This window comes from Mucilaginibacter sp. KACC 22063, from assembly GCF_028736115.1.
Classification (GTDB): Bacteria; Bacteroidota; Bacteroidia; order Sphingobacteriales; family Sphingobacteriaceae; genus Mucilaginibacter.
This window is the reverse complement of the sequence record NZ_CP117877.1, coordinates 3,325,896-3,349,751: the sequence shown is the minus strand read 5'-3', so window position 1 is coordinate 3,349,751 and position 23,856 is coordinate 3,325,896. Positions and strand designations below refer to the sequence as shown.

Annotated in this window: 23 protein-coding genes; 13 read left to right on the top strand and 10 right to left on the bottom strand. The window is 42.1% G+C overall.

The window, feature by feature from the left end; genetic code table 11:
• Window positions 1-13 precede the first annotated feature (13 nt).
• Window positions 14-214, bottom strand: a complete 201-nt coding sequence (locus PQ461_RS14450) for a hypothetical protein (protein ID WP_274206234.1) — start codon at window positions 212-214, stop codon at window positions 14-16.
• A 501-nt stretch (window positions 215-715) separates the two neighbouring features.
• Complete coding sequence (gene lysS / locus PQ461_RS14445; RefSeq protein ID WP_274206233.1) at window positions 716-2,440, bottom strand: lysine--tRNA ligase; 1,725 nt, start codon at window positions 2,438-2,440, stop codon at window positions 716-718.
• Between the two features lie 128 nt (window positions 2,441-2,568).
• On the opposite strand from lysS, the gene PQ461_RS14440 reads away from it, so the two are divergent.
• The 3 genes from PQ461_RS14440 (at window position 2,569) to PQ461_RS14430 (ending at window position 5,063) form a co-directional block, all read left to right on the top strand.
• Entirely contained in the window at window positions 2,569-3,471 is a 903-nt protein-coding gene (locus PQ461_RS14440; protein ID WP_274206232.1) for a helix-turn-helix domain-containing protein, read from the top strand.
• A gap of 61 nt (window positions 3,472-3,532) precedes the next feature.
• Window positions 3,533-4,270: an SDR family oxidoreductase gene (locus tag PQ461_RS14435; protein ID WP_274206231.1), complete on the top strand. Its 738-nt coding sequence runs from the start codon at window positions 3,533-3,535 to the stop codon at window positions 4,268-4,270.
• Between the two features lie 373 nt (window positions 4,271-4,643).
• Window positions 4,644-5,063 carry a tetratricopeptide repeat protein gene (locus PQ461_RS14430; RefSeq protein WP_274206230.1) on the top strand — a complete coding sequence of 140 codons (420 nt, stop codon included), beginning with the start codon at window positions 4,644-4,646 and terminating at the stop codon, window positions 5,061-5,063.
• A 141-nt stretch (window positions 5,064-5,204) separates the two neighbouring features.
• Here the strand turns inward: PQ461_RS14430 and PQ461_RS14425 are convergent, their stop codons facing one another.
• Window positions 5,205-7,118, bottom strand: coding sequence for an AMP-dependent synthetase/ligase (locus PQ461_RS14425; RefSeq protein WP_274206229.1), 1,914 nt, complete (start codon window positions 7,116-7,118; stop codon window positions 5,205-5,207).
• 185 nt (window positions 7,119-7,303) lie between these two features.
• Between PQ461_RS14425 and PQ461_RS14420 the strand changes: the two genes are divergently transcribed.
• The gene (locus tag PQ461_RS14420) at window positions 7,304-8,929 is read left to right on the top strand and encodes a DUF4350 domain-containing protein (RefSeq protein WP_274206228.1); all 1,626 of its coding nucleotides are present in this window, start codon (window positions 7,304-7,306) and stop codon (window positions 8,927-8,929) included.
• 73 nt (window positions 8,930-9,002) lie between these two features.
• On the opposite strand, the gene PQ461_RS14415 is transcribed toward PQ461_RS14420, so the two are convergent.
• From PQ461_RS14415 to PQ461_RS14405, 3 genes are all read right to left on the bottom strand, one after another.
• Window positions 9,003-9,329: a HesB/IscA family protein gene (locus PQ461_RS14415; RefSeq protein ID WP_274206227.1), complete on the bottom strand. Its 327-nt coding sequence runs from the start codon at window positions 9,327-9,329 to the stop codon at window positions 9,003-9,005.
• Between the two features lie 106 nt (window positions 9,330-9,435).
• Window positions 9,436-9,849 carry a Fe-S cluster assembly scaffold IscU gene (iscU, locus tag PQ461_RS14410; protein ID WP_274206226.1) on the bottom strand — a complete coding sequence of 138 codons (414 nt, stop codon included), beginning with the start codon at window positions 9,847-9,849 and terminating at the stop codon, window positions 9,436-9,438.
• Window positions 9,850-9,963: 114 nt separating this feature from the next.
• Entirely contained in the window at window positions 9,964-11,175 is a 1,212-nt protein-coding gene (locus tag PQ461_RS14405) for an IscS subfamily cysteine desulfurase (protein WP_274206225.1), read from the bottom strand.
• Window positions 11,176-11,280: 105 nt separating this feature from the next.
• Between PQ461_RS14405 and mce the strand changes: the two genes are divergently transcribed.
• The 6 genes from mce to prmA all read left to right on the top strand — a co-directional run bounded on the left by mce (window position 11,281) and on the right by prmA (window position 15,654).
• Window positions 11,281-11,679, top strand: coding sequence for a methylmalonyl-CoA epimerase (mce, locus tag PQ461_RS14400; protein ID WP_274206224.1), 399 nt, complete (start codon window positions 11,281-11,283; stop codon window positions 11,677-11,679).
• Window positions 11,680-11,946: 267 nt separating this feature from the next.
• Window positions 11,947-12,192, top strand: a complete 246-nt coding sequence (locus PQ461_RS14395; RefSeq protein WP_274206223.1) for a type B 50S ribosomal protein L31 — start codon at window positions 11,947-11,949, stop codon at window positions 12,190-12,192.
• Window positions 12,193-12,257: 65 nt separating this feature from the next.
• Entirely contained in the window at window positions 12,258-13,448 is a 1,191-nt protein-coding gene (locus tag PQ461_RS14390; protein ID WP_274206222.1) for a GlmU family protein, read from the top strand.
• 32 nt (window positions 13,449-13,480) lie between these two features.
• On the top strand, window positions 13,481-14,245 hold the full coding sequence (gene tpiA / locus PQ461_RS14385; protein WP_274206221.1) for a triose-phosphate isomerase: 765 nt from the start codon (window positions 13,481-13,483) through the stop codon (window positions 14,243-14,245).
• Between the two features lie 89 nt (window positions 14,246-14,334).
• Window positions 14,335-14,796 carry a hypothetical protein gene (locus tag PQ461_RS14380; protein ID WP_274206220.1) on the top strand — a complete coding sequence of 154 codons (462 nt, stop codon included), beginning with the start codon at window positions 14,335-14,337 and terminating at the stop codon, window positions 14,794-14,796.
• A gap of 18 nt (window positions 14,797-14,814) precedes the next feature.
• Window positions 14,815-15,654, top strand: a complete 840-nt coding sequence (gene prmA, locus PQ461_RS14375) for a 50S ribosomal protein L11 methyltransferase (protein WP_274206219.1) — start codon at window positions 14,815-14,817, stop codon at window positions 15,652-15,654.
• 32 nt (window positions 15,655-15,686) lie between these two features.
• Here the strand turns inward: prmA and accD are convergent, their stop codons facing one another.
• Window positions 15,687-16,532 (bottom strand): acetyl-CoA carboxylase, carboxyltransferase subunit beta, encoded by an 846-nt coding sequence (accD, locus tag PQ461_RS14370; RefSeq protein WP_274206218.1) that lies wholly within the window; start codon window positions 16,530-16,532, stop codon window positions 15,687-15,689.
• 189 nt (window positions 16,533-16,721) lie between these two features.
• On the opposite strand from accD, the gene fbaA reads away from it, so the two are divergent.
• The 3 genes from fbaA to PQ461_RS14355 all read left to right on the top strand — a co-directional run bounded on the left by fbaA (window position 16,722) and on the right by PQ461_RS14355 (window position 18,783).
• The gene (gene fbaA / locus PQ461_RS14365; RefSeq protein WP_274206217.1) at window positions 16,722-17,801 is read left to right on the top strand and encodes a class II fructose-bisphosphate aldolase; all 1,080 of its coding nucleotides are present in this window, start codon (window positions 16,722-16,724) and stop codon (window positions 17,799-17,801) included.
• Window positions 17,802-17,888: 87 nt separating this feature from the next.
• Window positions 17,889-18,389 (top strand): low affinity iron permease family protein, encoded by a 501-nt coding sequence (locus PQ461_RS14360; RefSeq protein ID WP_274206216.1) that lies wholly within the window; start codon window positions 17,889-17,891, stop codon window positions 18,387-18,389.
• The gene (locus tag PQ461_RS14355; RefSeq protein ID WP_274206215.1) at window positions 18,355-18,783 is read left to right on the top strand and encodes a GNAT family N-acetyltransferase; all 429 of its coding nucleotides are present in this window, start codon (window positions 18,355-18,357) and stop codon (window positions 18,781-18,783) included. Before PQ461_RS14360 ends, PQ461_RS14355 begins: the two co-directional genes overlap by 35 nt.
• A gap of 28 nt (window positions 18,784-18,811) precedes the next feature.
• Here PQ461_RS14355 and PQ461_RS14350 read toward each other — a convergent pair whose 3' ends face one another.
• From PQ461_RS14350 to secDF, 3 genes are all read right to left on the bottom strand, one after another.
• Window positions 18,812-19,375, bottom strand: a complete 564-nt coding sequence (locus PQ461_RS14350; protein ID WP_274206214.1) for a sugar O-acetyltransferase — start codon at window positions 19,373-19,375, stop codon at window positions 18,812-18,814.
• A gap of 30 nt (window positions 19,376-19,405) precedes the next feature.
• The gene (locus PQ461_RS14345) at window positions 19,406-20,767 is read right to left on the bottom strand and encodes an NAD(P)/FAD-dependent oxidoreductase (RefSeq protein ID WP_274206213.1); all 1,362 of its coding nucleotides are present in this window, start codon (window positions 20,765-20,767) and stop codon (window positions 19,406-19,408) included.
• Between the two features lie 90 nt (window positions 20,768-20,857).
• Window positions 20,858-23,830 (bottom strand): protein translocase subunit SecDF, encoded by a 2,973-nt coding sequence (secDF, locus tag PQ461_RS14340; protein WP_274206212.1) that lies wholly within the window; start codon window positions 23,828-23,830, stop codon window positions 20,858-20,860.
• Window positions 23,831-23,856 lie beyond the last annotated feature (26 nt).

Genomic DNA, 23,856 nt, shown 5'->3' with positions numbered 1-23,856 from the left:
CGGTTAAGCCCTTTTATTTATCTTCTAAAGAACCAAAATAATCAGGTTCAGCAGGATCATTCTTTATACGCGAATGACGTTCTGATGAAAACAGATCGTCTTCGGTTGGGTTAGCTACTTCAACCTGTTTTAAAAGGCTGCGCAGGAATGAAAGCCCGAATTTAGTACGGTCGAGCTTGATCAGATATTCGTTTTCAGTTATCTCCAGTGTCATGTCTTTTCAGCTTTAAGTGTCCAACATAAAACTATATAACCTTTATAAACAAATAATTATCGTTATTTTAAGTTTTGGTTAAGGATGTGGCTTGTTATGAATGGTTATGGGTTGTCATGCTCAGGCCCTCGAAGCATGAATTTTAAGGAATATAATCGGTTCATACATCAAAAGCCACCCACCATGCTTCGACAAGCTCAGCATGACAACGCTTTTGTTTAACTATGATAGGTCACAGTTACGTCATTGCGATTCGCCGTAAGGAGAAGAAGCAATCCCAGAGATATGAAAGGTGAACGGCCGCTTGCTTCATTCATCCCAAAGACGGTAAACCTCATAAACGAAACAAGCCCGGCAATTTGCCGGGCTTGTTTCGTTTATTTATCCTTACGTCATTCTGTCCAAGAGACTCCTTCGGAGAACTTGTTTCAGGATCTCACAATCTGATTTTACCAGTGCGTTTGAGATGCCGAAACTAGTTCGGCATGACATTCAATATGCTTATGCAAACCATGCCATAACACTGTCTTTGTCTGGCATTGTTAAGTCTAACTTTAATTTCTTGCGCATGCCGCCAAGGTCGTTAAATACCTTGTTCGGGTTAGCTGCTTTCAGTTCTTCAGGCGTATTGAAGCCCATTTTATTGATTACCGGTACCCATTCGGCAGGCACGCCGATGTTTACAAAGTCATCAATGGTAATCACTTTGGCCTTTTTCTCAGGGCGCATCTGCGGGAAGAACAATACTTCCTGTATGGTGCTCTGGTTGGTCATCAGCATCACCAAACGGTCGATGCCTATACCCAAGCCCGATGTTGGCGGCATACCATATTCAAGCGAACGTAAAAAGTCTTCGTCCATAGCCATTGCTTCTTCATCGCCACGGCCTGCTAACAGCAGCTGGTCTTCCAAACGCTGGCGCTGATCCAAAGGGTCATTAAGCTCTGAATAAGCATTGCCGATCTCTTTACCGTTAACAAACAGCTCAAATCGCTCAACCAAACCCTCTTTGGTGCGGTGCTTTTTAGCAAGCGGCGTCATCTCCACCGGGTAATCGGTAATGTATGTAGGCTGTATTAAGTTGGCTTCAACCTTGGCGCTGAAAATCTCATCAATCAGCTTGCCTTTACCCATGGTGTTGTCCACCTCAATGGCTAAATCGCGGCAGGTTTGGCGCAAAGCATGTTCGTCCATGTTTGATACATCGATACCGGTGTATTTAAAGATGGAATCGTACATCGATAAACGCTCGTAAGGGCCGGCGAAGTTAATTTCATGGTCGCCCACTTTAACCAACGTCGAACCATTTACCTCTGTGGCCACCTTTTCAAGGCAGTTTTCTACCATCTCCATCATCCATACATAGTCTTTGTAGGCTACATATATTTCCATTGATGTAAACTCCGGGTTGTGGGTACGGTCCATACCTTCGTTACGGAACATTTTGCCAAACTCGTATACGCCATCAAATCCTGCTACGATCAAACGCTTTAAATAAAGCTCATTCGCAATACGCAGGTACAAAGGCATATCAAGCGTATTGTGGTGCGTAGCAAACGGACGAGCAGCTGCACCGCCATGTACCGCTTGCAGGATAGGCGTTTCCACCTCTAACCAGCCCTGTTCGTTAAAATAGTTACGCATAGTGCTGATCACCTTGGTACGTTTGATGAAGATCTCTTTAAACTCGGGGTTTACGGTAAGGTCGACATAACGCTGGCGATAACGCAATTCAGGGTCGGTAAACCCGTCATAAATATTTCCGCTTTCATCGCGCTTAACAACAGGAAGCGGTTTAAGCGATTTAGCTAAAATGGTCAGTTCTTCTGTGTGTACAGATATTTCGCCGGTTTGGGTCAGGAAAACATACCCTTTAATGCCAATGTAATCGCCAATGTCCAGCAGCTTTTTAAAAACGGTATTGTAAAGCGTTTTATCCTCGTCAGGGCAAATATCATCGCGCTTCAGGTAAACCTGTATACGGCCTGTCGAGTCTTGAATTTCGACGAAAGAGGCACTGCCCATAATACGGCGCGACATGATACGGCCTGCAATATAAACCTGTTTATAAGCGTCGGGTTTGCTATTAAAGTTATCTCTAATATCCTTAGCCCATGCGTTAACAGGGTATGCTTCGGCAGGGTAGGGTTCTATGCCCAGCGCGCGTAATTGTTGTAACGATTCGCGGCGTAATATTTCCTGCTCAGATAAAGCTGCAATACTCATTTATTTTACACTTTTTATAAGGGTGCAAAAATAGCTTTTTTCATTCAGATGTAAATCATGCAATTAGAGATATAAGAACTAATGTTAGCCGGGTACTTTGAATGGGTTGAAATATTATATTTACCGCCATGGAAGTATTAGCGGCAAACACCATTATCCCAAAGTATACCCTAATGCAGTCGTTCTGCAACAAGGCCGAATGCTTTCATGCTTACCAGGAGCAAGGTGATGTAATATATGAAAAGAACTATTTTCTTGCCCCGCACCGGAAGGATTATTACCTGTTTGCTTTTGTAAAGAAAGGCGACAGCCGCCATTGGGTGGATATGGTGCCTTATACATTACAGGAAAACTCATTTTACTTCACCGTACCACATCAGATCCATTTAAAAGAAGATACACGGCCAATAAACGGTTATATCATCTGCTTTACCAATGAATTTTTAAGCATCAGTGGCAATGATGAACTAAGCCAGCTACCCATTATTCAGAACTTGTATAACGGGCATCAACTTAAGCTGAATAATGAGGATGTCGCGTTTTTGGAAGACCTGTCGGGTAAGATTGTTAAGGAATACGAAAGCACTGCCGACTGGAAGAACAGCATGCTGAACGCTTATTTGCGTGTTATGTTGATCTATCTTAGCCGTATTTATACTGCACAATATGAAAATGCCGAACCGTCAGCAGATAAGAAGCTTTTAAAGCGCTTTCAGTCTGCGGTTGAAGAGCACTACCTCGAATTGCATGATGTGGCTTCTTATGCCCAGCTTTTAAATATTTCTGCGGGTCATTTGAGCGAAGCGGTCAAATATCAAAGCGGCAAAACGGCAATTGAGCATATTCATGAACGTATACTGCTCGAGGCTAAACGGCTGCTTTTCCACACCGAACTTAGTGTAAAGGAAATGGCATTCAAGCTCAATTTTTCAGACGTGTCTTATTTCGCGCGTTTCTTTAAGCGGCTTAGCGGCTACACGCCGCTTACCTTCAGGAGTGAAGTCCGTAAAAAGTACCATGCATACCTGTAAGCGTGTAATGCTTTAAAACTTACTGAACGATACTTTTGTCATATAAAAACATCACACGTATATGAAAAAAGTATTAATCACCGGTGCTAACAAAAGCATTGGTTTTGAAACCGCCAGACAACTATTACAAAAAGGATATTACGTTTATTTAGGCAGCCGCGATCGTAACAGGGGCGAAGAAGCGGTGAATAAACTTAAAGCAGAAGGTTTAGACAATGTAGAAACGGTAGAGATTGATGTGAGCAATCCGGCTTCTGTGCAGTCTGCCTATCAATCCATTGCTTCTAAAACAGACCAGTTGGATGCATTGATCAATAATGCCGGCATATTGGGAGGCATGGAGCAATCGGCACAAACAGCAAGCCTGGAAATGTTTCACGAAGTATTTGAGACTAATTTCTTCGGGGCGATAAACGTAACGCAAACGTTTTTGGAGTTGCTTAAAAAAGCAGATCAGCCGCGCATTGTAAACGTTACATCAGGATTGGGATCTATTACTTTGCATAATGATCCTTCATGGCGCTATTATCAGGTTAAAACTGCTGCTTACGGGCCTTCAAAATCTGCTTTAAATGCTTACACCACGGTATTAGCGTACGAATTGCGCGATACCAAGTTTAAGGTAAATGTGGTTGACCCAGGTTATACTGCAACAGACTTTAATCATCATAGCGGCCACCGCAGCGTAGCCGATGCCGCTGCTGACATTGTGAAGTTTGCTACGCTTGATGCAGACGGCCCTAACGGACAATTCTATAGCATTGAAAATAACCCGGAAACAGGAGTAAGCGCCTGGTAAGTATTGTTTGTTTTGTCATTCTGAACGAAGAGAAGAATCTTTTGCATGATGCTTACTATAGTTTATTATTAGATTCTTCTCTTCGTTCAGAATGACAATTTTTTTGAAACCACTCTTCTATGAAACATTAAGCTTTTAACGCAATTTTTAACTTGCGCTTAATAATGGATAAGCTATATTAGTATCTGAAACTACTCCTTATCATGTACAAACTTCTATTAGCAATTATTTTATTTTCAATCTCGTTATCAGTTAAGGCGCAAACGGCAGAAGATATTTTTTCAAAGTATGTAGACTTTAACGACCTCGCTATACAAGGTCAAACTGAAAGGGCAATCAATTAGGTGAAGAGATTACTGCTAACGCAGACAAGTTGCCTGAGAAAACCAGGGCAAAGTTTAATTTTTTACTGGCAAGTCTTTATGATAGTAATAAGCAGTATGATCAGGCACTTTCCTACTACGATAAAGTAATTGACTCGGTACCAAACTATTTTGTAGCGCAAAGGGCAGCTGGCTATCTGCACGTTAAAAAACTAAATCAAATTGGTGCGCAATTAAATGCTTCTAAAACAAACATCAACGAGAATAAGCGGTTAACAGCTTTATACAATGCGGAGGTGAAGAAAACGCTACATTATCTTGAAAAGGCCCAAGCCTGTGACCCAACCGAGGACACACATTCGCTCATCAAAATGCTTTATAAGAATATCAAAGACGAGCAGGGACTTAAATTTTTAGATAGCCGCCTGGCTGGTTTAAGTAAAGACTGCCAGGATTTAATCACTGATTAGAGAGGTTTTTAGCGATCAAAATTAAAACGTCATTGCGAGGAGTGAACGACGAAGCAATCACTAATTGAAAATTACTTTTTGCAAATCAGGGATTGCTTCTCCGTCTGCCGACGGATCGCAATGACGTTTTTTTAATATATTCTAAGCCTCATCAGCTTCAACCATATACATCTCGTTAATGGCATCAGCATATTTGTTTTCGATAACTTTACGTTTGGCTTTTAGCGTAACGGTCATTTCACCTTCTTCCATACTGAAGGGGGTACGTTTTACCTTGAAGTTTTTAATGCGTTCAAATTTGGCCAACTCGTTCGATAGCTTGCGCACATCCTGGTTAAGCCAGTCAATCACCTGCTTGTCTTTAATAAACAATTCAGGCTGCTCAAAATACTGCTCGGTATAGCCAAAAGTTTCCTGCAATGCTTCTCTTGATGGGACAATGATCGCCGTAATATGCTCGCGTTTATCGCCTACTAAGAATATCTGTTCAATCTTGTGGCTTTTCAGATAAGTGTTTTCAACCGGGGTTGGATAAATATTTTTACCATAAGCGTTAACCAGCATGTTCTTAAGCCTGTCGGTAATTTGCAGATAGCCTTTGTAAAAACGGCCAATATCACCCGTATGGAACCACCCTTCGCTATCAATGGCAACTTTGGTTTCTTCGGGCTTATTCCAATAGCCCTTCATTACTGAAATACCCTTGATAATGATCTCACCTTCTTCTGATTGAAACTCCGGATTAAAGCTGTCGTGTGTTTGTACGGTATATATTTTACCAGTCTCTATATTTTGGATACCAACTTCGGTGCCTTTAAATACGCGGCCTACGGTTCCGTAAACCTGGCGTTCAAACTCGGTAACGCACATAGGGCCTGTAGTTTCGGTTAAGCCAAAGCCTTCCAGGATAGGTACGCCGAGGTTACCAAAAAACTCGCCCACATTGCGTGGCAATGCACCGCCGCCTGAGATCAGGAATTTTAAGCGGCCACCTGTTTTCTCGATAATTTTACTGAATACAAGCTTATGCGCAATTTTATATTCACGGCTTAAAACAAAACCTGGTTTTTTGCCACTTTCGGTAGCCTTACGGTACTTCTGGCCGATGTTCATCGACCATAAAAAGATCTTGGTTTTAATGCCGCCTGCTGCCATGCCGTTTTTATTGGCGCGATCATGTATGCGCTCCAGCAAACGCGGTACGCAATTCATAATGGTAGGTTTTACCTCCATTAAGTTTTTAGCAAGCAGGTCGAGGCTTTGTGCAAAGGCAATACGCGCACCTGCGCCGCAGCAAATGTAATAAGTAGCACAACGCTCAAATACGTGCGAAAGCGGCAGGAATGAAAGGAAAAGGTCGTCCTGGTCGACGTTAGAAATCTGATCAAGACCGTAACGTACCGTTTCCACAAAATTGCTATGCATCAGCATTACGCCTTTGGGTGTGCCTGTAGTGCCCGATGTATAGATAAGACAAGAAAGGTCAGACGGCAAAATACCTTCGCGGCAAATGTTTATTTGCAGCCGATATTCCTCAAGGCAGGTGCGGCCTTCAGCAATCATATCGTCAAAACCAATTACACCTGCCGTAAGGTCGATCTTGTCTGTATATTTTTCAAAATCATCAAACGCCGGAATAATGCGGATCAGCTCAGGGCAGTTATTAGCCACTTTAAGTACTTTACGCAGCAGGAAGGGATTACCTACCAGCAGCGTACGTGTACCCGAATCGTTCAGGATGTATTCTATTTCAGCCTCGGTTAGGGTAGGGTAGATAGACGTATTAACAGCGCCGATTTGTTGTAGTGCCTGATCGTAATAAATATATTCAGGTCCGTTGTCAATTAGTAAACCTAAGCGGTCGCCCTTTTTGATACCAATGCTTAAAAAGTAAGCCGAAATGGCATCGGCTTTATCTAAAGTTTCGCGGTATGAAATTTCCTGCCAGGCATCTTTTACTTTGTGTATAAGGAAGGTATGGGTATCAGGATGGATATTCTTTACCACGTTCCTAAGTAGCTCCGGAACGGTTTTAATCTCTAAATCAAGGTTCATTAAATCTTAATCGGGGGTTTATATTAAAGCAAAAATAATTATTTAAAAGTAAAAACCAATTAGGGTGCAACGGCTTAGGCTTATCCGGCCGTTAATGATTAATTAACTTAATAACAATGTAAATTGTTGAACCTGCGACACTTATTTAGCGTACAAGAGAAAATAATCAACTAAAAACTCACTTTATGCTAAACAAAAAACAAAGCTTTACTTTTCTGTTGGCACTTGCGCTGGCAGGTACCTTCGCCAGTTGCACCAAGAATGCCGCTGAGCCGGCATTATCTCAAAACGCCGACCCTGCATCTACAAAAACAAAAACTGTCGGCACGCTTGCCGTATCGCTTACCCAAGGTTTCGAGGTAGGTTCTACCAGCCCCAAAACAGCTTATGATGTATCGCCAACGGGCTCAAGCAGTGGCGATAATGTCACCTTGTCGGGCAATTCTTGGAACATGTATGACGCGCTTATTGGAAATTTGAGCGGCGATCTTAAAGCCGGATCATGGAGCGGCCGTATCCGTAACACCGGAAAGATCACCATGCTGTTTGATGTAACAGGTGGTATCAGCACCGTTACTATTAAAAGTGGTACTTACAGCAGCGATGCAGCCAGTACCTGGGGCTTATTTTATTCTACCGATGGCGGCAGCAGCTGGACACAATGTGGGTCGGCTGTAACAACAACGTCAACATTAGCTACTTCAACATTTACAATAAATACAACAGGCAGCGCCCGCTTGGAAATTCGTAAGCTAAGTGGCGGCACTAACCGTATTAATATCGACGACATTACCATTAATGACAACGGCGGTGGCAATACCGGTGGTGGTGGCACGGGTACTGTAGTTACCGGAAAGAAATTTCTGTTCGATGCCAGCCATTTAGAAAACGCAGGCAGCGCCGACTGGCAGATAGATGCTGACGGTACAGAAAACGTGCCTACCTACACAGGAGGAACTACTGTTGAAACTAAAGCACAACGCATACCTACGCCTTCTTATACAGGTATTACTTCAAGCACACCAGAAACCTACTGGAGAGGTGGTATATCTGCATGGGCAGTTGAATTAGTTAAACGTGGAGAACTGGTGGAATCATTGCCAAGCGGATCAACCATTACCTATGGTAATTCATCAAACGCACAGGATTTAAGTAATTATGATGTGTTTGTAGTTGTTGAGCCTAACCGTTTATTTACTACAGCCGAAAAAACAGCCTTGATGAACTTTGTGGCCAATGGTGGTGGCTTAATGATGGTTGCCGACCATACTGCGGCTACTACTGCCGGTACTGATTCAAACGGTTATAATCCTTCGGACCGTGATGGCGACGGTTATGATTCGCCGCGCGTTTGGAATGATCTGATGACTAATAATGGTATCAATAACACAAACCCTTTCGGTTTTAATATTGATTACGTAGACATCAATGATCAGCCTACAAGTAACGTTTACACAGGTACCAATGCAAACGCACAGAAAGTATTGAATGGTGCTGCTGGTACGGCATCAAAACTTGCTTTTTATGATGGCTGTACGGCAACACTATACCCGGCAAATAACTCGAATGTACAGGGTTTATTCTGGAGAAGCAGCTCGACCAATGGGGGTAATACCGGCGTAATGGCATTGTTATCGACCTACGGTTCTGGCCGTATCGTTTTTGTTGGCGATAGTTCTCCGGCTGATGACGGTACTGGCGATCCTAACGATAATCTATTCAACGGCTGGTCGGGCGATGCACCATCAGGTTATACCTCGCACCCGGCTTTGCACTTAAATGCTTCTTTGTGGCTTGCAAAAGCAATATAATAAACTGTGAATTTTAAGTAAACAACAAAGGCGCTCAAATGAGCGCCTTTGTTGTTATACGAAGTGTTAAATATTACACGGAAAAGCTTTCGCCACAGCCGCAGGTACGGCTTGCATTAGGGTTATGGAAATTGAAACCTTTACCATTTAAGCCATCAGAAAAATCAAGCTCTGTGCCTGCCAGGTAAAGGAACGATTTCATATCAAGCGCCATTCTTACGCCTTTATCTTCAAAAAACTGGTCGCCTTTTTTCTCTTCGTTATCAAAATCAAGCTTGTAAGATAAACCAGAGCAGCCACCGCCTTGCACAGACACACGTAGGAAATACGAGTTATCCAGCCCGGCATCGGTCATTAGCCCTTCAATTTTATCTTTTGCTTTATCAGTTACAGTTACCATTTTTAATCTATAGTATCAGGTATCAGGCAGTTAGTATCAAGATTAAATCCAAACAAGGGATTAAAATAAAAGGTCTTGCGACCTGATACCAGCTACCTGCTACTAATTAGTGATGCGATTTTTCAGTCTCGATAGGAGCCAGGCCATTTTTAACGCGGTAATCGTTAATGGCAGCTTTAATAGCATCCTCAGCTAAAACAGAGCAGTGGATTTTTACCGGTGGTAAAGCCAACTCTTCTACAATGTCCATATTGTCAATAGTCATTGCTTCATCAATTGACTTGCCTTTTAACCATTCTGTAGCCAGTGATGATGATGCAATGGCAGAACCGCAGCCAAAAGTTTTGAATTTAGCATCGGTGATCACGTTGTTATCATCAACCTGAATTTGAAGACGCATAACGTCGCCGCACTCTGGAGCGCCAACAAGGCCGGTACCAACCTGGGTGCTCGCTTTATCTAATGTACCCACGTTACGTGGGTTGGTGTAATGGTCAATTACTTTATCTGAATAAGCCATGGCTTTAAATTTTTAAGTTGTCAGTTGCGAGTTGCCAGTTTCCTGTCCCTCATATATTATATTCTAAAAATGGGCTAATCTGCATATCTGCAAATCAGCACATTTTCACATTCTTTAGTGTTCTGCCCACTCAATTGAGTTAAGGTCGATACCTTCTTTAAACATTTCCCAAAGTGGTGAAAGCTCGCGAAGGTGGGTAACTGCTTTTTTAGTTACCTCAATAGCGTAATCAATTTCTTCTTCAGTTGTAAAACGGCCTAAACCGAAACGGATAGAAGAGTGTGCCAGATCATCAGACAAACCTAATGATTTTAACACATATGATGGTTCTAATGATGCTGATGTACAAGCTGAGCCTGACGATACAGCAAGATCTTTCATGGCCATCATTAAGCCTTCGCCCTCAACATATTTGAAAGAAATATTTGCTACGTGTGGTAAGCGGTGTTCAACGTTACCGTTTACATAGCTTTCTTCCAGTACGGTTAATGCCGATTCTAATTTGTCGCGTAGTTTTGATAAGCGTGCTGCTTCGTCAGCCATTTCCAGGCGGGCAATTTCGCAGGCTTTACCTAAACCAACAATACCAGGTACGTTTAAAGTACCAGAACGCATGCCGCGCTCGTGGCCGCCACCGTCCATTTGTGCGGTAACCTTAACACGTGGTCCTTTACGGCGAACGTATAATGCGCCTACACCTTTAGGGCCATATAATTTATGCGCCGACATTGCTAAAAGGTCAATGCCGTCAGCGTTTACATCTACAGGGATTTTGCCTACTGCCTGGGTAGCATCAGTCATAAATAATGCACCGTGCTTGTGTGCAATAGCGGCAATCTCTTTAACCGGCTGAATTACACCAATCTCGTTGTTGCCATACATAATAGAAACCAGGATGGTCTCAGGGGTCATGGCAGCTTCAAGTTCGGCAAGGTCAACCAGGCCGTCTTCTTTAACTGGCAGGTAAGTTACACGCGCACCCAGTTTTTCAATGTGTTTGCAGGTGTCCAATACAGCTTTATGCTCGGTAACCGCGGTAATAACGTGGTTGCCTTTTTCCTTGTACATCTCAAACACACCTTTAATAGCAAGGTTATCTGATTCGGTAGCGCCCGAAGTAAAGATGATCTCTTTCTCGTTTGCACCAATCAGTTTAGCCACTTGCTCGCGGGCATAATCAACCCCCTCTTCAGCAACCCAGCCAAAAGCGTGGTTACGGCTGGCAGCGTTACCAAACTTTTGTACAAAGTAAGGTACCATTGTATCCAGCACACGCGGGTCCATCGGCGTAGTTGCGTTATTATCTAAATATACAGGAATGTTCATAGTTCTGTTGAATTACAAGTACAAAGATAAGTAAACTTTTATTTTAAATTTATCAAATAACCGTCATGCATGCAAGCGGTAGTCATTAATTTGCAATATTTGGCTATGCAAAAGATAGAACACATTGGTATTGCCGTAAAAGATATTGCTTCGGCAGGTAAGATTTACAAAGCATTGTTGAATACCAGTATCTATAAAACGGAAGAAGTTGAATCTGAATATGTAAATACCGCTTTTTTACAAACCGGGCCGAATAAAATTGAGCTATTGGAAGCCACCGCTGAAGCAAGCGCCATAGCTGCTTTTATAGCTAAAAAAGGGGAGGGGATACACCATATCGCTTTTGCTGTAGGTGATATTGAAGCTGAAATGGAACGACTGAAAGCCGAAGGATTTATTTTGTTAAATGATAAACCAAAACGCGGCGCAGACAATAAGCTGGTATGCTTTGTGCATCCCAAAAGTGCTAATGGTGTGCTGATAGAGTTATGCCAGGATGTTTGAGAGACGAGAAGCAAGAACCGAGAGACAAGAAACAAATGTCTGAGTTCAGAGGTGTGATTTCTGATAAACTCCAAGCGTCATTGCGAAAAGTCCCAATAATTTATCGGGGCGATGAAGCAATCACCGATAAGATGTATATAGTAATTTAATCCGTAATCAGTGCTCAGAACCCTCCTCAAATAAATGTTAAAAACTTTTTGTTAGAACCTTTTCAGTTTTAAAGTAAAAGCGTATATTTGCACCTCTTTTGAAAGGAAAGTAATTAAGATGAAACAGGACCTGCATCCAAAAAATTATAGATTAGTAGTATTTAAAGACATGTCAAACGACTATTCTTTTATCACTAAATCATGCATCGATACCCGCGAAACCGTTAAATGGGAAGATGGTAACGAATATCCATTGGTTAAATTAGAGATTTCTCATATGTCTCACCCGTTCTATACCGGTAAAATGAAACTGGTTGATACCGCGGGACGTATCGATAAATTCCGTAACCGTTACAAAAAATAATCGGTTACTAATAAAATATTGGAAAGTCCTCCGCCTAAAACGGGGGACTTTTTTATTTTTGTGCAATGGCCATCATCCTATTTGACGATACATCACATCATACCTTACAGCCTTTAACCTTTACACGCCCCGTTGCCGATTTGCGTATTGGTATTTTAACCATTGCCGAAAAGTGGGCTAAGTATCTAAATACCACATTTTCTTACCATACACAGCCTTATTTGCAGGTCAAATTTCCGATGCAGATAAGCAATGATAATTTGTTTATTAACGGCGCTTTTTGCCCTGATGAGCAACTTTTAGAAGCTACTGATAAGCTGCAAACCGGCGAAGCTTTAAGGCATGGTGAGCAGTTGGTAGCTGTAAAGCTAAAGGATGTTGATGCAAAAGGATTTAATACCAATCTTCAATTTAGTAAAGTAACGGACTTGCAGCATGAACCTGTCGTGATCCGCCATCCTGAAGATATCTTCCGCAAAAATGATATTGAGTTGCGCAAGGACTTTGCCTTGCTTACAAAAGGCCGAAGTAGTGCCGCAATCAGTTCTACAAACGTTATCATAGGGGATGATTTCTTTGCCGAAGATGATGCCGTTGCCGATTGTGCAACATTCAATACCAAAAATGGCCCCATCTATTTAGGTAAAACCAGCCAGGTATGGGAAGGTACACATATCCGTGGGGCATTTGCTTTGTGCAATAACTCTCAGGTGAAAATGGGTGCCAAAATATACGGCGCAACAACTGTAGGGCCGTATTCGCGCGTTGGGGGAGAGATCAATAATGCCATTATATGGGGCTACTCATCAAAAGGGCACGAAGGTTACTTAGGTAACTCAGTACTTGGCGAATGGTGCAACATCGGAGCCGATTCCAATAACTCTAACCTCAAAAATAATTACGACGAAGTAAAACTGTGGGATTACAGCCTTGGCCACTATCGCAAAACAGGATTACAGTTCTGCGGATTAATCATGGCCGATCATTCTAAATGTGCAATCAATACCATGTTTAATACGGGTACGGTTGTGGGCGTAAGCGCGAATGTGTTTGGTGCTGGCTTCCCTAAAAACTTTATACCAGATTTTAGCTGGGGCGGGGCAGAAGGTATGGTGCCTTACAGCCTGAACAAGATGTTTGAGACGGCTGAACGCGTTTTTTCGCGCCGTGCCGAGCGTAGCTTCAACGAAACTGAACGTGCCATTTTAGCGCATATATACGAGGCTACACAGCCATACAGAGAACTTTATTATTAACAGCATAACAAATAACTCAAAACAGATATACAATGAGAAAGAAAATTGTTGCCGGAAACTGGAAAATGAACCTTGATTATAACGAAGGTTTAGCCTTGTTTTCTGAAGTGGTAAACATGGTAAAAGATGAAATAACCGGTTCACAAATAACTGTTGTTTGCAGCCCTTATATCCATTTACATAGCCTTGCGCAATTGGCTAAGGGTTATGATAAAGTGGCTATCGGCGCTCAAAATGCACATCAGAATGAAAGCGGTGCTTACACCGGCGAAATTTCTGCTAAAATGGTACGTTCAACAGGTGCCGAGTACGTGATTCTTGGCCACTCAGAACGCCGCCAGTATTTTGGTGAAGACAATCAGCTGCTGGCTGCTAAAACTGATACTGCACTTAAAAATGGCTTGAAACCTATCTTTTGTATCGGAGAAACATTGGAAGAACGCGAAGCAGATCAGCATTTTGATGTGATCAAAACACAATTAAAAGAAGGTTTAGGACATCTGTCTACCGAGCAGTTTGAGCAGGTTGTAATTGCTTATGAGCCGGTTTGGGCTATTGGTACAGGTAAAACTGCCAGTGCAGAACAGGCGCAGGAAATCCACGCTTTTATCCGTAATGAAATTGCAGAGGCTTACAACCAGGAAGTTGCTGATAATACCACCATTCTTTATGGTGGCAGTTGTAACCCTAAAAATGCACCTGAGTTATTTGCACAGGCAGATATTGATGGTGGTCTTATCGGTGGTGCATCATTAAAATCACGCGATTTTACAGACATTGTAAAGGTGTTTAATTAATAAATTGAGTATCGGGTATCAAGTACTTAGTAGCAAAACTTATTGCGCTGACTTGATACCTGACACTAAATACTTGCTATTATTATAAGATGAAATACATCAATAGGCTTGCATCGGTTCTGATTACGGTATTTATTCCTTTTGTAATAATGGCATGGCTGGGCAAACAATTGTTTCCTTACCAAATCAACTCAGCTTTAAATCCGAACGAGTTTACTTTTACTGACCTGCGAATTTATTTTTCGCATACAATGCCTTTGCTGTACACCGCAGCTGTATTAATGCACATTTTATTTGTCGGGAAACTGTTTCATAAACTTGATTACACATGTTATAAGCAACTTGCTACTAAATTCTTATACAGTATTTTAATATGCTCTGTTGGTTTAAGTGTATTGATCTGGCAGCCTGATGCAGGCCTTGTTATCCTGCTGCGTTCGGTAGGCTGTATTAGTGTTGTTCAAGTAGTTTATTGGCTGTTAACATTTGGCGCAATCAAATTTATCGAAAACCTAAAGTCAGCTAAATTAAAACTAACATCTCCTGTTTAATATCTCACATCTGAATAAATGAATTATCTCGAATTGGTTTTTACCCTGGGCGAAAGGGAAGATTATCAGCAGGATTTGCTGATTGATGCGTTAGGGCAGCAAGGGTTTGACACTTTTGAAGAAATGGAAACCGGCTTCAAGGCCTACATCCCTGAAACTGATTTTAACCAGCAGAATGTGGATACAGCTTTAGCTGATTACCAGGATATGTTTCAGTTTAGCTATGAAGTAAACACGATAGCGCAGAAAAACTGGAACGAAGAATGGGAGCGTAACTTTCAGCCGATGCAGATTTCTGATCAGGTTTGGATACGTGCCACATTTCATGAGCCGCAGCCGCAGTTTCCGTATGAGATTGTAATCGATCCTAAAATGGCGTTTGGCACCGGCCATCATGAAACTACCACCATGATGATGGAACTGATGCTGAAAGCTGATTTTAAAGGCAAAAAGGTACTGGATATGGGTTGCGGTACAGGCATACTTGCTATACTGGCTGCAAAGTTGGGTGCTGATGATCTAACAGCTATTGATTATGATCCGATCTGTTACGACAGTACGATAGAGAACAGTAAGTTGAACCATGCAGATCATATCACTGCGCTTTGTGGCTCTAAAGAAGTGATCCCGGATACGCAATACGATATGATACTGGCTAATATTAACCGTAATATCCTGCTCGATCAGATGCAGCGTTATGCAGAAGTATTAAAACCCGAAGGTGAGATTTATTTCAGCGGTTTTTATGAAACGCCCGACCTTGATATCATTAAAGAGGAAGCTGCTAAATACCAAATGAATTACGTCAGCCATCAAAAAATGAAAGACTGGGTAGCAGCCCGGTTCATTAAAGCATAAAAAAAAAGCACCCTTAGGTGCTTTTTTTTTATTTAGTTAGCCATCATTTTCAGGAACGAGGCCAGTTTATCTTTCATTTCGCGGCGGTCTACAATAAAATCAAGAAAACCGTGCTCCTGCAAAAATTCTGCAGTCTGGAAACCTTTAGGCAAATCTTTCTTAATGGTTTCTTTAATTACACGCGGCCCTGCAAAACCGATCAGTGATCCAGGTTCGGCAATGTTGATATCACCCAGCATGGCATATGATGCAGTTACACCACCAGTAGTAGGATCGGTAAGTAAAGAGATATAAGGTACGCGTGCCTCTGATAATAAAGCTAATTTAGCCGAAGTTTTAGCCATTTGCATCAGCGAAAACGCGGCTTCCATCATACGTGCACCGCCCGATTTTGAGATCATCAGGAAAGGTACTTTGTTCTGGATGCTGTAATCAATTGAGCGGGCAATTTTTTCGCCTACAACAGATCCCATAGAACCACCAATAAAGTTGAAGTCCATACAGGCAATCATGATATCCTGTCCGCCTATTTTGCCATGAGCAGCACGTATAGCATCTTTTAAGCCTGTTTTGGCCTGTGTATCTTTTAAACGGTCGGTATATTTTTTAGTATCAACAAAGTGCAATGGGTCGCCAGAACGCAGATCGGCAAATAACTCAGTGAACTCGTTGTTATCAAATAATACAGAGAAATATTCTTTTGATCCTATGCGTAAATGGTAACCGCAGTAATGGCATACGTACTGGTTTTCAACCTGCTCTGAATAGTGTAATGGTTTTTTGCAATTAGGGCATTTATTCCATATCCCGTCCGGAGCTTCTTTCTTTTCTTCAGTAGAAGTTATAATTCCTTTTGATTCTCGTTTAAACCACGACATTGATCTTGCTTTTAAATAGAAATATCTGCAAAGAAACAAAAAAAATAATTCAGTTAATTGTTTCGCCGGGTTTCTAATTTATTCCCGTGGGTGATATGGTATGATAGTGTATTTGTTACGCTTTAATCCTATCTGATTAGTAGTTAAATAAATAATTTTTATAACTTCGGCGCAACAAACAATTGTTAGATGGATTTAAAGAATTATAAAGGCGTACTGCACGGTGACCAGGTGCAGGAGCTGTTTGAAGCTGCAAAAAAACACCAGTTTGCACTACCAGCCGTAAACGTAATAGGCACAAATTCTATTAACGCAGTTATGGAAACTGCTAAGGCCGTTAATTCGCCGGTAATTATTCAGCTTTCTAACGGTGGAGCGCAATTTTATGCGGGCAAATCATTAGATAACTCAAAACTGCAGGCTTGCATTTTAGGTGCGGTTTCTGCTGCTAAGCACGTACATTTATTAGCCGAGCACTATGGTGTTGCGGTTATTTTACATACCGACCACGCTGCTAAAAAGCTGCTTCCGTGGATTGATGGTTTATTAGATTACGGTGAGAAACACTTTGCTGAAACCGGCAAACCATTGTTCTCTTCACACATGCTTGACCTTTCTGAAGAGCCAATTGAAGAAAACATCGAGATATCAGCTAAATATCTTGAACGTATGGCTAAAATGGATATGACCGTTGAAATTGAGCTTGGCGTAACCGGCGGCGAAGAAGACGGTGTTGATAACAGCGATGTAGACAGCTCACGTTTATATACTCAGCCAGAAGAGGTTGCTTACGCTTATGACGAACTTTCAAAGGTTAGCCACCGCTTTACCGTTGCTGCTGCTTTTGGTAACGTACATGGCGTTTACAAGCCAGGTAACGTGAAATTACAACCGGTTATCCTGCACAATTCACAAGAGTACCTTAAAAAGAAACATAACCTTACTGCCGAGAAGCCGATCAACTTTGTATTTCACGGTGGTTCTGGTTCAAGCCAGGAAGAGATCCGCGAAGCTATTTCATACGGTGCTATCAAAATGAACATTGATACCGACATGCAATGGGCTTTCTGGGAAGGCATTAAAGATTACTATCAATCAAAAGAAGGTTATCTGCAAACCCAGATCGGTAACCCTGAAGGCGAAGATTCTCCAAACAAAAAATACTATGATCCGCGTGTATGGTTACGTAAAGGCGAAGAAACCTTTGTTAAACGTTTAACCCAGGCATTTGCAGATTTAAACTGTTTAGATGTAAACAGTAAATTGTAATTATAAGTAAAAATTTATTTTAAACGCCAATGTACTTTGCATTGGCGTTTTTTTATGGTTTAATTTGTGATACGCTAAAAAAAATATATGCCTAAGAAAAACGATAATTTCATTGAAAAATTTGCCAACTGGGCTACAGCTGCTACAGGCAGCTCGGGTGCATTTATTGTAGCTACCTCAATTATTATCATTTGGGCTGTTACCGGGCCTCTTTTTAAATATTCTGACACATGGCAGCTGGTCATTAACACAGGTACAACCATTGTTACTTTTTTGATGGTATTCCTGATCCAGAAATCGCAGAATAAGGATTCAAAAGCAGTGCATTTAAAGCTGAATGAGCTGATTGCAGCCCATGAGGGCGCCAGTAACCGTATGGTGAACATTGAAGACCTTAGCGAGCACGAAATAGAGCAGATTCATAAGTTTTATGTGCGCCTGTCTGAGTTATCTAAAAAAGAAGATAATTTAGGTTGTACACATACTATTGATGCAGCAGATTTTAACCATAGTTATAAAGAAGAACGTACACGTAGCAATACAAATAAGATAAATGAATCAAAACATCACGGTTCAAAAAGTAAATAACCAGGAAGATTTAGACAAGGTGCACGAAGTGCGCCGCGTAGTATTTGTTGTTGAACAAAATTGCCCTCCCGAACTGGAGTGGGAATATGAGGATGAATCAACACATTTCTTAGCTATAGTTGATGGGCAACCTGCCGGGGCATCACGCTGGCGTAAAACGGATAAAGGTTACAAATTAGAGCGTTTTGCCGTGCTACAGGAGTATAGAGGCCTTGGCGTAGGGCAAGAGCTTGTAAAGGCAGTAATAGCTGATCTGCCTGCCGATGCAAACTATGTTTATCTGCATGCACAGATCCAGGCTGCCGGCTTATATGAGAAATTCGGCTTTGAAAAGACTGGACCAGAGTTTGAAGAAGCAGGTATACGCCATTATAAAATGGTATTGAAGAAATAGAAAACGCCGGAATTACCGGCGTTTTCTATTATTCTTTATGATCTATTTTCCTGATTACTTGTGCCGGGCTGCCAACTGCAAGTGAATCATCCGGAATATCTTTTGTTACCACCGAACCGGCGCCAATTACGCATCTGTTACCGATGGTTATACCGGGACAAATTACTGCTCCGCCGCCAATCCAGCAATCATCGCCAATAACAATTGGTTTTGCAAATTCTGTTGAGCGCCTTTCAATAGCGTTTAACGGATGTGTTGCCGTATAAACCTGAACCGCAGGGCCAAAGAATACATTATTCCCGATGCTTACCTTCATCACATCAAGCACTACGCAATTCACATTAAAGTACACGTTACTGCCTGCATAAATATTGTAGCCATAATCACAATGGAAGGGCGGCTCTATGTATAATCCGTCTCCTGCATTGGGCATCAGTTGTTTAAGTATGTCTTTAACATTGTCGTTAAAAACATACTCCTCCACATTTATTTTACGGAGTAAATGCTTGGCTTCTGTACGCACTTTAACTAATTGCGCATCATAGGCAAGGTAAGGCTCACCTGCAAGCATCTTTTCTTTTTCGCTTTTCATAAGGCGAATAGAATGGTTTATCAGCTAAAATTAAGCGTCGCTTTTCGGCAGATGCGCTACCTCTGTTTGTTGCTTTTCCAGCTCTTTTTTCTGTGCTTCTAAACTTTCCTGTGGTAAAGCCTCGCGTACAAACCTGCGTATAATAAGCCTTGTGCCACCGTTGTAATGCATATAGTTGATCAGCCAGTTGATAAACACAATTACCTTATTGCGGAAACCAAGCAATGATATCAGGTGAATAAACATCCAGATCAGCCATGCAAAAAAGCCCTGAAACTTGATCTTTCCAATGTCGGCAACTGCCTTGTTACGGCCAATGGTTGCCATTGAGCCTTTGTCGTTGTATTTAAAGGGCGCTGTTGGCTTTCCGCTAATGATTTGGGTGATTGTCTTGGCTACATATTCGCCTTGCTGTATGGCAGTTTGCGCAACGCCTGGCAAGCCTTTCGGGGTGTCTGGTGTAATCATTGCACCAACATCACCTATTGCAAAAACGTTTGAAGTGCCTGCAACTACACAACGGTCGTTGGTACGTATGCGGTTACCGCGCTCCAGGTTTTCTTTTGCGATACCTTCCGGTACAACGCCCATTACACCTGCAGACCATATTACGCTCTTGGTAGCAATCTCGCGGCCATCGGCAAACTTAATAACTTGCCCATCGTAGCTTTCTACCTTTACGTTAAGCAATACATCCACACCCATTTTCACAAGGAAATCTTTAGCTGCTGCTGATGCCTCATCACTCATTGGCCCTAAAACTTTAGGCAAAAAATCGACAAGATAAACCTTCATGTCATCTTTGCTCAGCTCTGGATAATCCTTGCATAAAACATGGTTCCTGTATTCTGCTAATGCACCTGCCAGCTCCACCCCGGTAGGGCCTGCGCCTACCAACACAAAGTTTAATAGGGCTGCACGTTCTTCAGGCGTTTTAGCCAGCACTGCTTCTTCCATGTTTTGCAGCATCAGGTAACGTAGGTTAAGCGCCTCCGGGATGCTTTTCATTGGCATGGCAAAGTGCTCAATGTCTTTATTGCCAAAGAAATTGGTGGTTGAGCCTGTAGCTATAACCAGGTAATCATATGCTATTTCGCCTATTGTGGTATTAATGGTATTGTTTTCGGTGTTTATGCCGGATACTTCTGCAATGCGGAATTTGAAATTCTTTTGCCCCTCGAAGGTTTTGCGTAGCGAAAAGGCAATCGATTCTGCCTCGATGCTGCCCGTTGCCACCTGGTATAACAGCGGCTGAAATACGTGATAATTATGTTTATCAAGTAATAGTACTTCTACGGGCTGGTTGGCAAGGTGCTTAGCAACCTGTATGCCGCCGAAACCGCCGCCAACTACTACTACCAATGGAAATTTTGAATTATCTGCTGCTGCCATAAGTCGATGTTAACTCAAATAAGTTGTTTTAGTTATAAACAAAAAAGGCTCCGAATGTTCTTCGGAGCCTTTAAAATTACTTATAAATTATTATTTCAGGTCTTTTTTGCCAAAGTCTACGATAACCGGGGTAGCTACGCAGATAGAAGAATAAGTACCGAAACATACACCTATCAATAACGCGAATGAGAAACCGCGGATAACGTCGCCACCGAAGATGAACAGCACGACCAAAACGAATACTACCGTTAATGCAGTAATAATAGTACGGCTTAATGTGCTGTTGATAGCGCGGTTAATAACCACTTTGGTATCCTCATTTTTGTTTGAGTGGCTCAGGAACTCACGAATACGGTCAAATACAACCACGGTATCGTTAATTGAGTAACCAATTACGGTAAGTATTGCCGCAATAAAGTTCTGGTCGATATCCAGTGAGAACGGAAGGTAATCATGGAATAAAGAGAAGAACGATAATACCAGCAAGGCATCGTGAGCGGTTGCAATAGCTGCACCCAAGCTGAACTGCCATCTGCGGAAACGGATCAGGATATAGATCGAAATGATCGCGATAGCAAATAATACTGTCCAGATAGCTGAGGTTTTGATACTGTTAGCTACAGTAGGGCCAACCTTTTGCTGACTTGGAATAGAGAACTTAGGATTGATTTTAGCCAAACTCTTACGCAGGGTGCTTTCAACTTTATTGTCAGCAGCGCTCGAGTTGTCGTCGATCATATAGTCGGTAGTAATACTTACCTGGTTGTTGTTGTTAATGTAAGTTTTAACAATCGCTTTACCTTCGCCAAAAGTTTCGGTAACGTTCTTACGAACGTCCTCAACGTTTACAGCGTTATCAAAACGTACAACATAAGTACGGCCACCGCGGAAATCTACACCGTAGCTAAAGCCGCGGGTAAACATAGAGATGATACCTGCAAGGATGAAGATACCTGAGAATGCGTAGAACCTGAAACGGTTTTTAACGAAACCGAAGTTTGCATTTTTAAAGGTATGTGAGCTCCATGGGTTTGAGAATTTGATATCCCAGCCTTTTTCCAGCATCCATTCGAAGATCAAACGAGAGATCAGTAACGAACAGAATAAGGAGGTGATAATACCGATCATCAACGTGGTTGCGAAACCCTGGATAGGGCCTGAACCGAAGATAAACAGGATTAAACCGGTAATGAATGTAGATATGTTAGCATCAAGGATTGATGATAAAGCGTGTTTGTAACCGTCGGCAATGGCAATACGTACAGATTTACCTAAAGCCATTTCCTCACGTACACGTTCGTAAATCAATACATTCGCATCCACGCAGGTACCTAATATCAACACGATACCGGCAATACCAGGCAGGGTTAATACTGCACCCAAGTTGGTGAGTACACCCATCAGGAAGAATACGTTTACAACTACCGCAACAACAGCAACAGTACCTGCGCGGTTGTAGTAAGCAATCATGAACACTAATACAACCAGTAAGCCCACTAAACATGATGCTAAACCATTGTTAATAGCTTCCTGACCTAATGAAGGGCCTACAACGTCTTCGGCAACGATACGTGCCGGAGCAGGCAAACGGCCAGCTTTTAAGATGTTGGCTAAGTCTTTTGTCTCTTCCTGGGTAAAGTTACCAGAGATAGAAGAACGGCCGCCAGAGATCTCATTATCTACACGAGGGGCAGAGATCACGTTATCGTCAAGTACGATAGCGATTGAACGGTTATCGTTAGGATCATTAGGGTTACCAGCCGCAGCAGCAGTAATTTCGCGCCATTTAGTAGCACCTTCCGAATTCATGTCCATTGTTACTTCAAAACCACCGCGAGATTGGTTAACGTCGCTGTTGGCATCAGTAATAACACCGCCTGTTAATACGGGGCCGTTGTTAGCGCCTGAAAGTTTGATGGCATATAAACTGAATACTTTTGTTTTTTCTTCAGGCTTTACGCTCCAAAGGAAACGGATGTTTTGCGGGATAGCTGATTTAACTTCAGGTAAACGCAGGTAACCATCGATTTTAGCAGTATCTTTTTGTTCTGCCGAACCTACTACCGGGCCTGGTGCATATTGCAGCTGGCCATTTTGACCCTGGCCAACCATCGGGCGTAGAACCGCGAATAATGGGTTTTGCTCTGCTGCCTGAGTTTTGTTTAAAGCGCTGGTATCTTTACCTGCATTTTTCTGCACTTTGCTTAGTAGCGAACCGCCTTTAGCAGTATCAGCTTTAGCAACAGCAGCAGTTTTAGCAGTGTCTTTCTTTGCAGTATCTTTTTTAGCTGATTTGTTTTTAGCTACTAAGATGTTGTTGATGTTATTCAGTAAAGGGAATACTTCCTGGTTTTCGGCAGTTTCGTAGAATTCTAATTTAGCCGAACCTTGTAACAGCTTCCGTACACGGTCTTTTTCAGTAACACCCGGTAGTTCAACCAAAATGCGGTTAGTACCTTCCTGTAACTGGATGTTTGGCGCAGTTACACCAAATTTATCGATACGGGTGGTAAGGATGTTGTATGACTGAGTGATTGCTGTATTAGCCTGTTGTTTCAGGAATGATTCAACCTCGCTGTTGCTTGAGTTAAATTTAATGTGTTCCTGATTTTCTTTCGTAGCGAAGATAGGGGCAAGCTTGCCATCAGGAGCGATCTTATTATACTCATTCATGAAAAGCGTAATGTAGTTTTCAGGACTGGTATGTGAATCGATCTCTGCTTTTGAAAGCGCCTCTTTAAAGGCAGGATCCTGATTGTTGTCTGATAATGCTTTGATCAGGTCACCTAATGAGATCTGCATGGTAACGTTCATACCGCCTTTAAGGTCGAGACCTAAAGCAAGCTCACGCTCCAAGCAATATTGATAGGTGTGTTTTAAAACCGGGTACACCGGCTGATTGGACATCGAGTCCAGATATGCTTTCTCTTTTTCTGCGTTACCTTTCGCATATTCTTTAGCGTCTTGTTGAACTTTGTGGACCACCAACGTAAACGAGAGTTGGTACAAGCAAACAATAGTCAGCAGGATTGCGAAAAACTTAATAACCCCTTTACCTTGCATTGTGTGTGTTAGTGTATGTAATTAAT

Bases quoted from the DNA above. Each gene is read 5' to 3' on its own strand.
- PQ461_RS14450 (WP_274206234.1), bottom strand. From the start codon at position 214: ATGACACTGGAGATAACTGAAAACGAATATCTGATCAAGCTCGACCGT.
- lysS (WP_274206233.1), bottom strand. From the start codon at position 2,440: ATGAGTATTGCAGCTTTATCTGAGCAGGAAATATTACGCCGCGAATCG.
- PQ461_RS14440 (WP_274206232.1), top strand. From the start codon at position 2,569: ATGGAAGTATTAGCGGCAAACACCATTATCCCAAAGTATACCCTAATG.
- PQ461_RS14435 (WP_274206231.1), top strand. From the start codon at position 3,533: ATGAAAAAAGTATTAATCACCGGTGCTAACAAAAGCATTGGTTTTGAA.
- PQ461_RS14425 (WP_274206229.1), bottom strand. From the start codon at position 7,118: ATGAACCTTGATTTAGAGATTAAAACCGTTCCGGAGCTACTTAGGAAC.
- PQ461_RS14420 (WP_274206228.1), top strand. From the start codon at position 7,304: ATGCTAAACAAAAAACAAAGCTTTACTTTTCTGTTGGCACTTGCGCTG.
- PQ461_RS14415 (WP_274206227.1), bottom strand. From the start codon at position 9,329: ATGGTAACTGTAACTGATAAAGCAAAAGATAAAATTGAAGGGCTAATG.
- iscU (WP_274206226.1), bottom strand. From the start codon at position 9,849: ATGGCTTATTCAGATAAAGTAATTGACCATTACACCAACCCACGTAAC.
- PQ461_RS14405 (WP_274206225.1), bottom strand. From the start codon at position 11,175: ATGAACATTCCTGTATATTTAGATAATAACGCAACTACGCCGATGGAC.
- mce (WP_274206224.1), top strand. From the start codon at position 11,281: ATGCAAAAGATAGAACACATTGGTATTGCCGTAAAAGATATTGCTTCG.
- PQ461_RS14395 (WP_274206223.1), top strand. From the start codon at position 11,947: ATGAAACAGGACCTGCATCCAAAAAATTATAGATTAGTAGTATTTAAA.
- PQ461_RS14390 (WP_274206222.1), top strand. From the start codon at position 12,258: ATGGCCATCATCCTATTTGACGATACATCACATCATACCTTACAGCCT.
- tpiA (WP_274206221.1), top strand. From the start codon at position 13,481: ATGAGAAAGAAAATTGTTGCCGGAAACTGGAAAATGAACCTTGATTAT.
- PQ461_RS14380 (WP_274206220.1), top strand. From the start codon at position 14,335: ATGAAATACATCAATAGGCTTGCATCGGTTCTGATTACGGTATTTATT.
- prmA (WP_274206219.1), top strand. From the start codon at position 14,815: ATGAATTATCTCGAATTGGTTTTTACCCTGGGCGAAAGGGAAGATTAT.
- accD (WP_274206218.1), bottom strand. From the start codon at position 16,532: ATGTCGTGGTTTAAACGAGAATCAAAAGGAATTATAACTTCTACTGAA.
- fbaA (WP_274206217.1), top strand. From the start codon at position 16,722: ATGGATTTAAAGAATTATAAAGGCGTACTGCACGGTGACCAGGTGCAG.
- PQ461_RS14360 (WP_274206216.1), top strand. From the start codon at position 17,889: ATGCCTAAGAAAAACGATAATTTCATTGAAAAATTTGCCAACTGGGCT.
- PQ461_RS14355 (WP_274206215.1), top strand. From the start codon at position 18,355: ATGAATCAAAACATCACGGTTCAAAAAGTAAATAACCAGGAAGATTTA.
- PQ461_RS14350 (WP_274206214.1), bottom strand. From the start codon at position 19,375: ATGAAAAGCGAAAAAGAAAAGATGCTTGCAGGTGAGCCTTACCTTGCC.
- PQ461_RS14345 (WP_274206213.1), bottom strand. From the start codon at position 20,767: ATGGCAGCAGCAGATAATTCAAAATTTCCATTGGTAGTAGTAGTTGGC.
- secDF (WP_274206212.1), bottom strand. From the start codon at position 23,830: ATGCAAGGTAAAGGGGTTATTAAGTTTTTCGCAATCCTGCTGACTATT.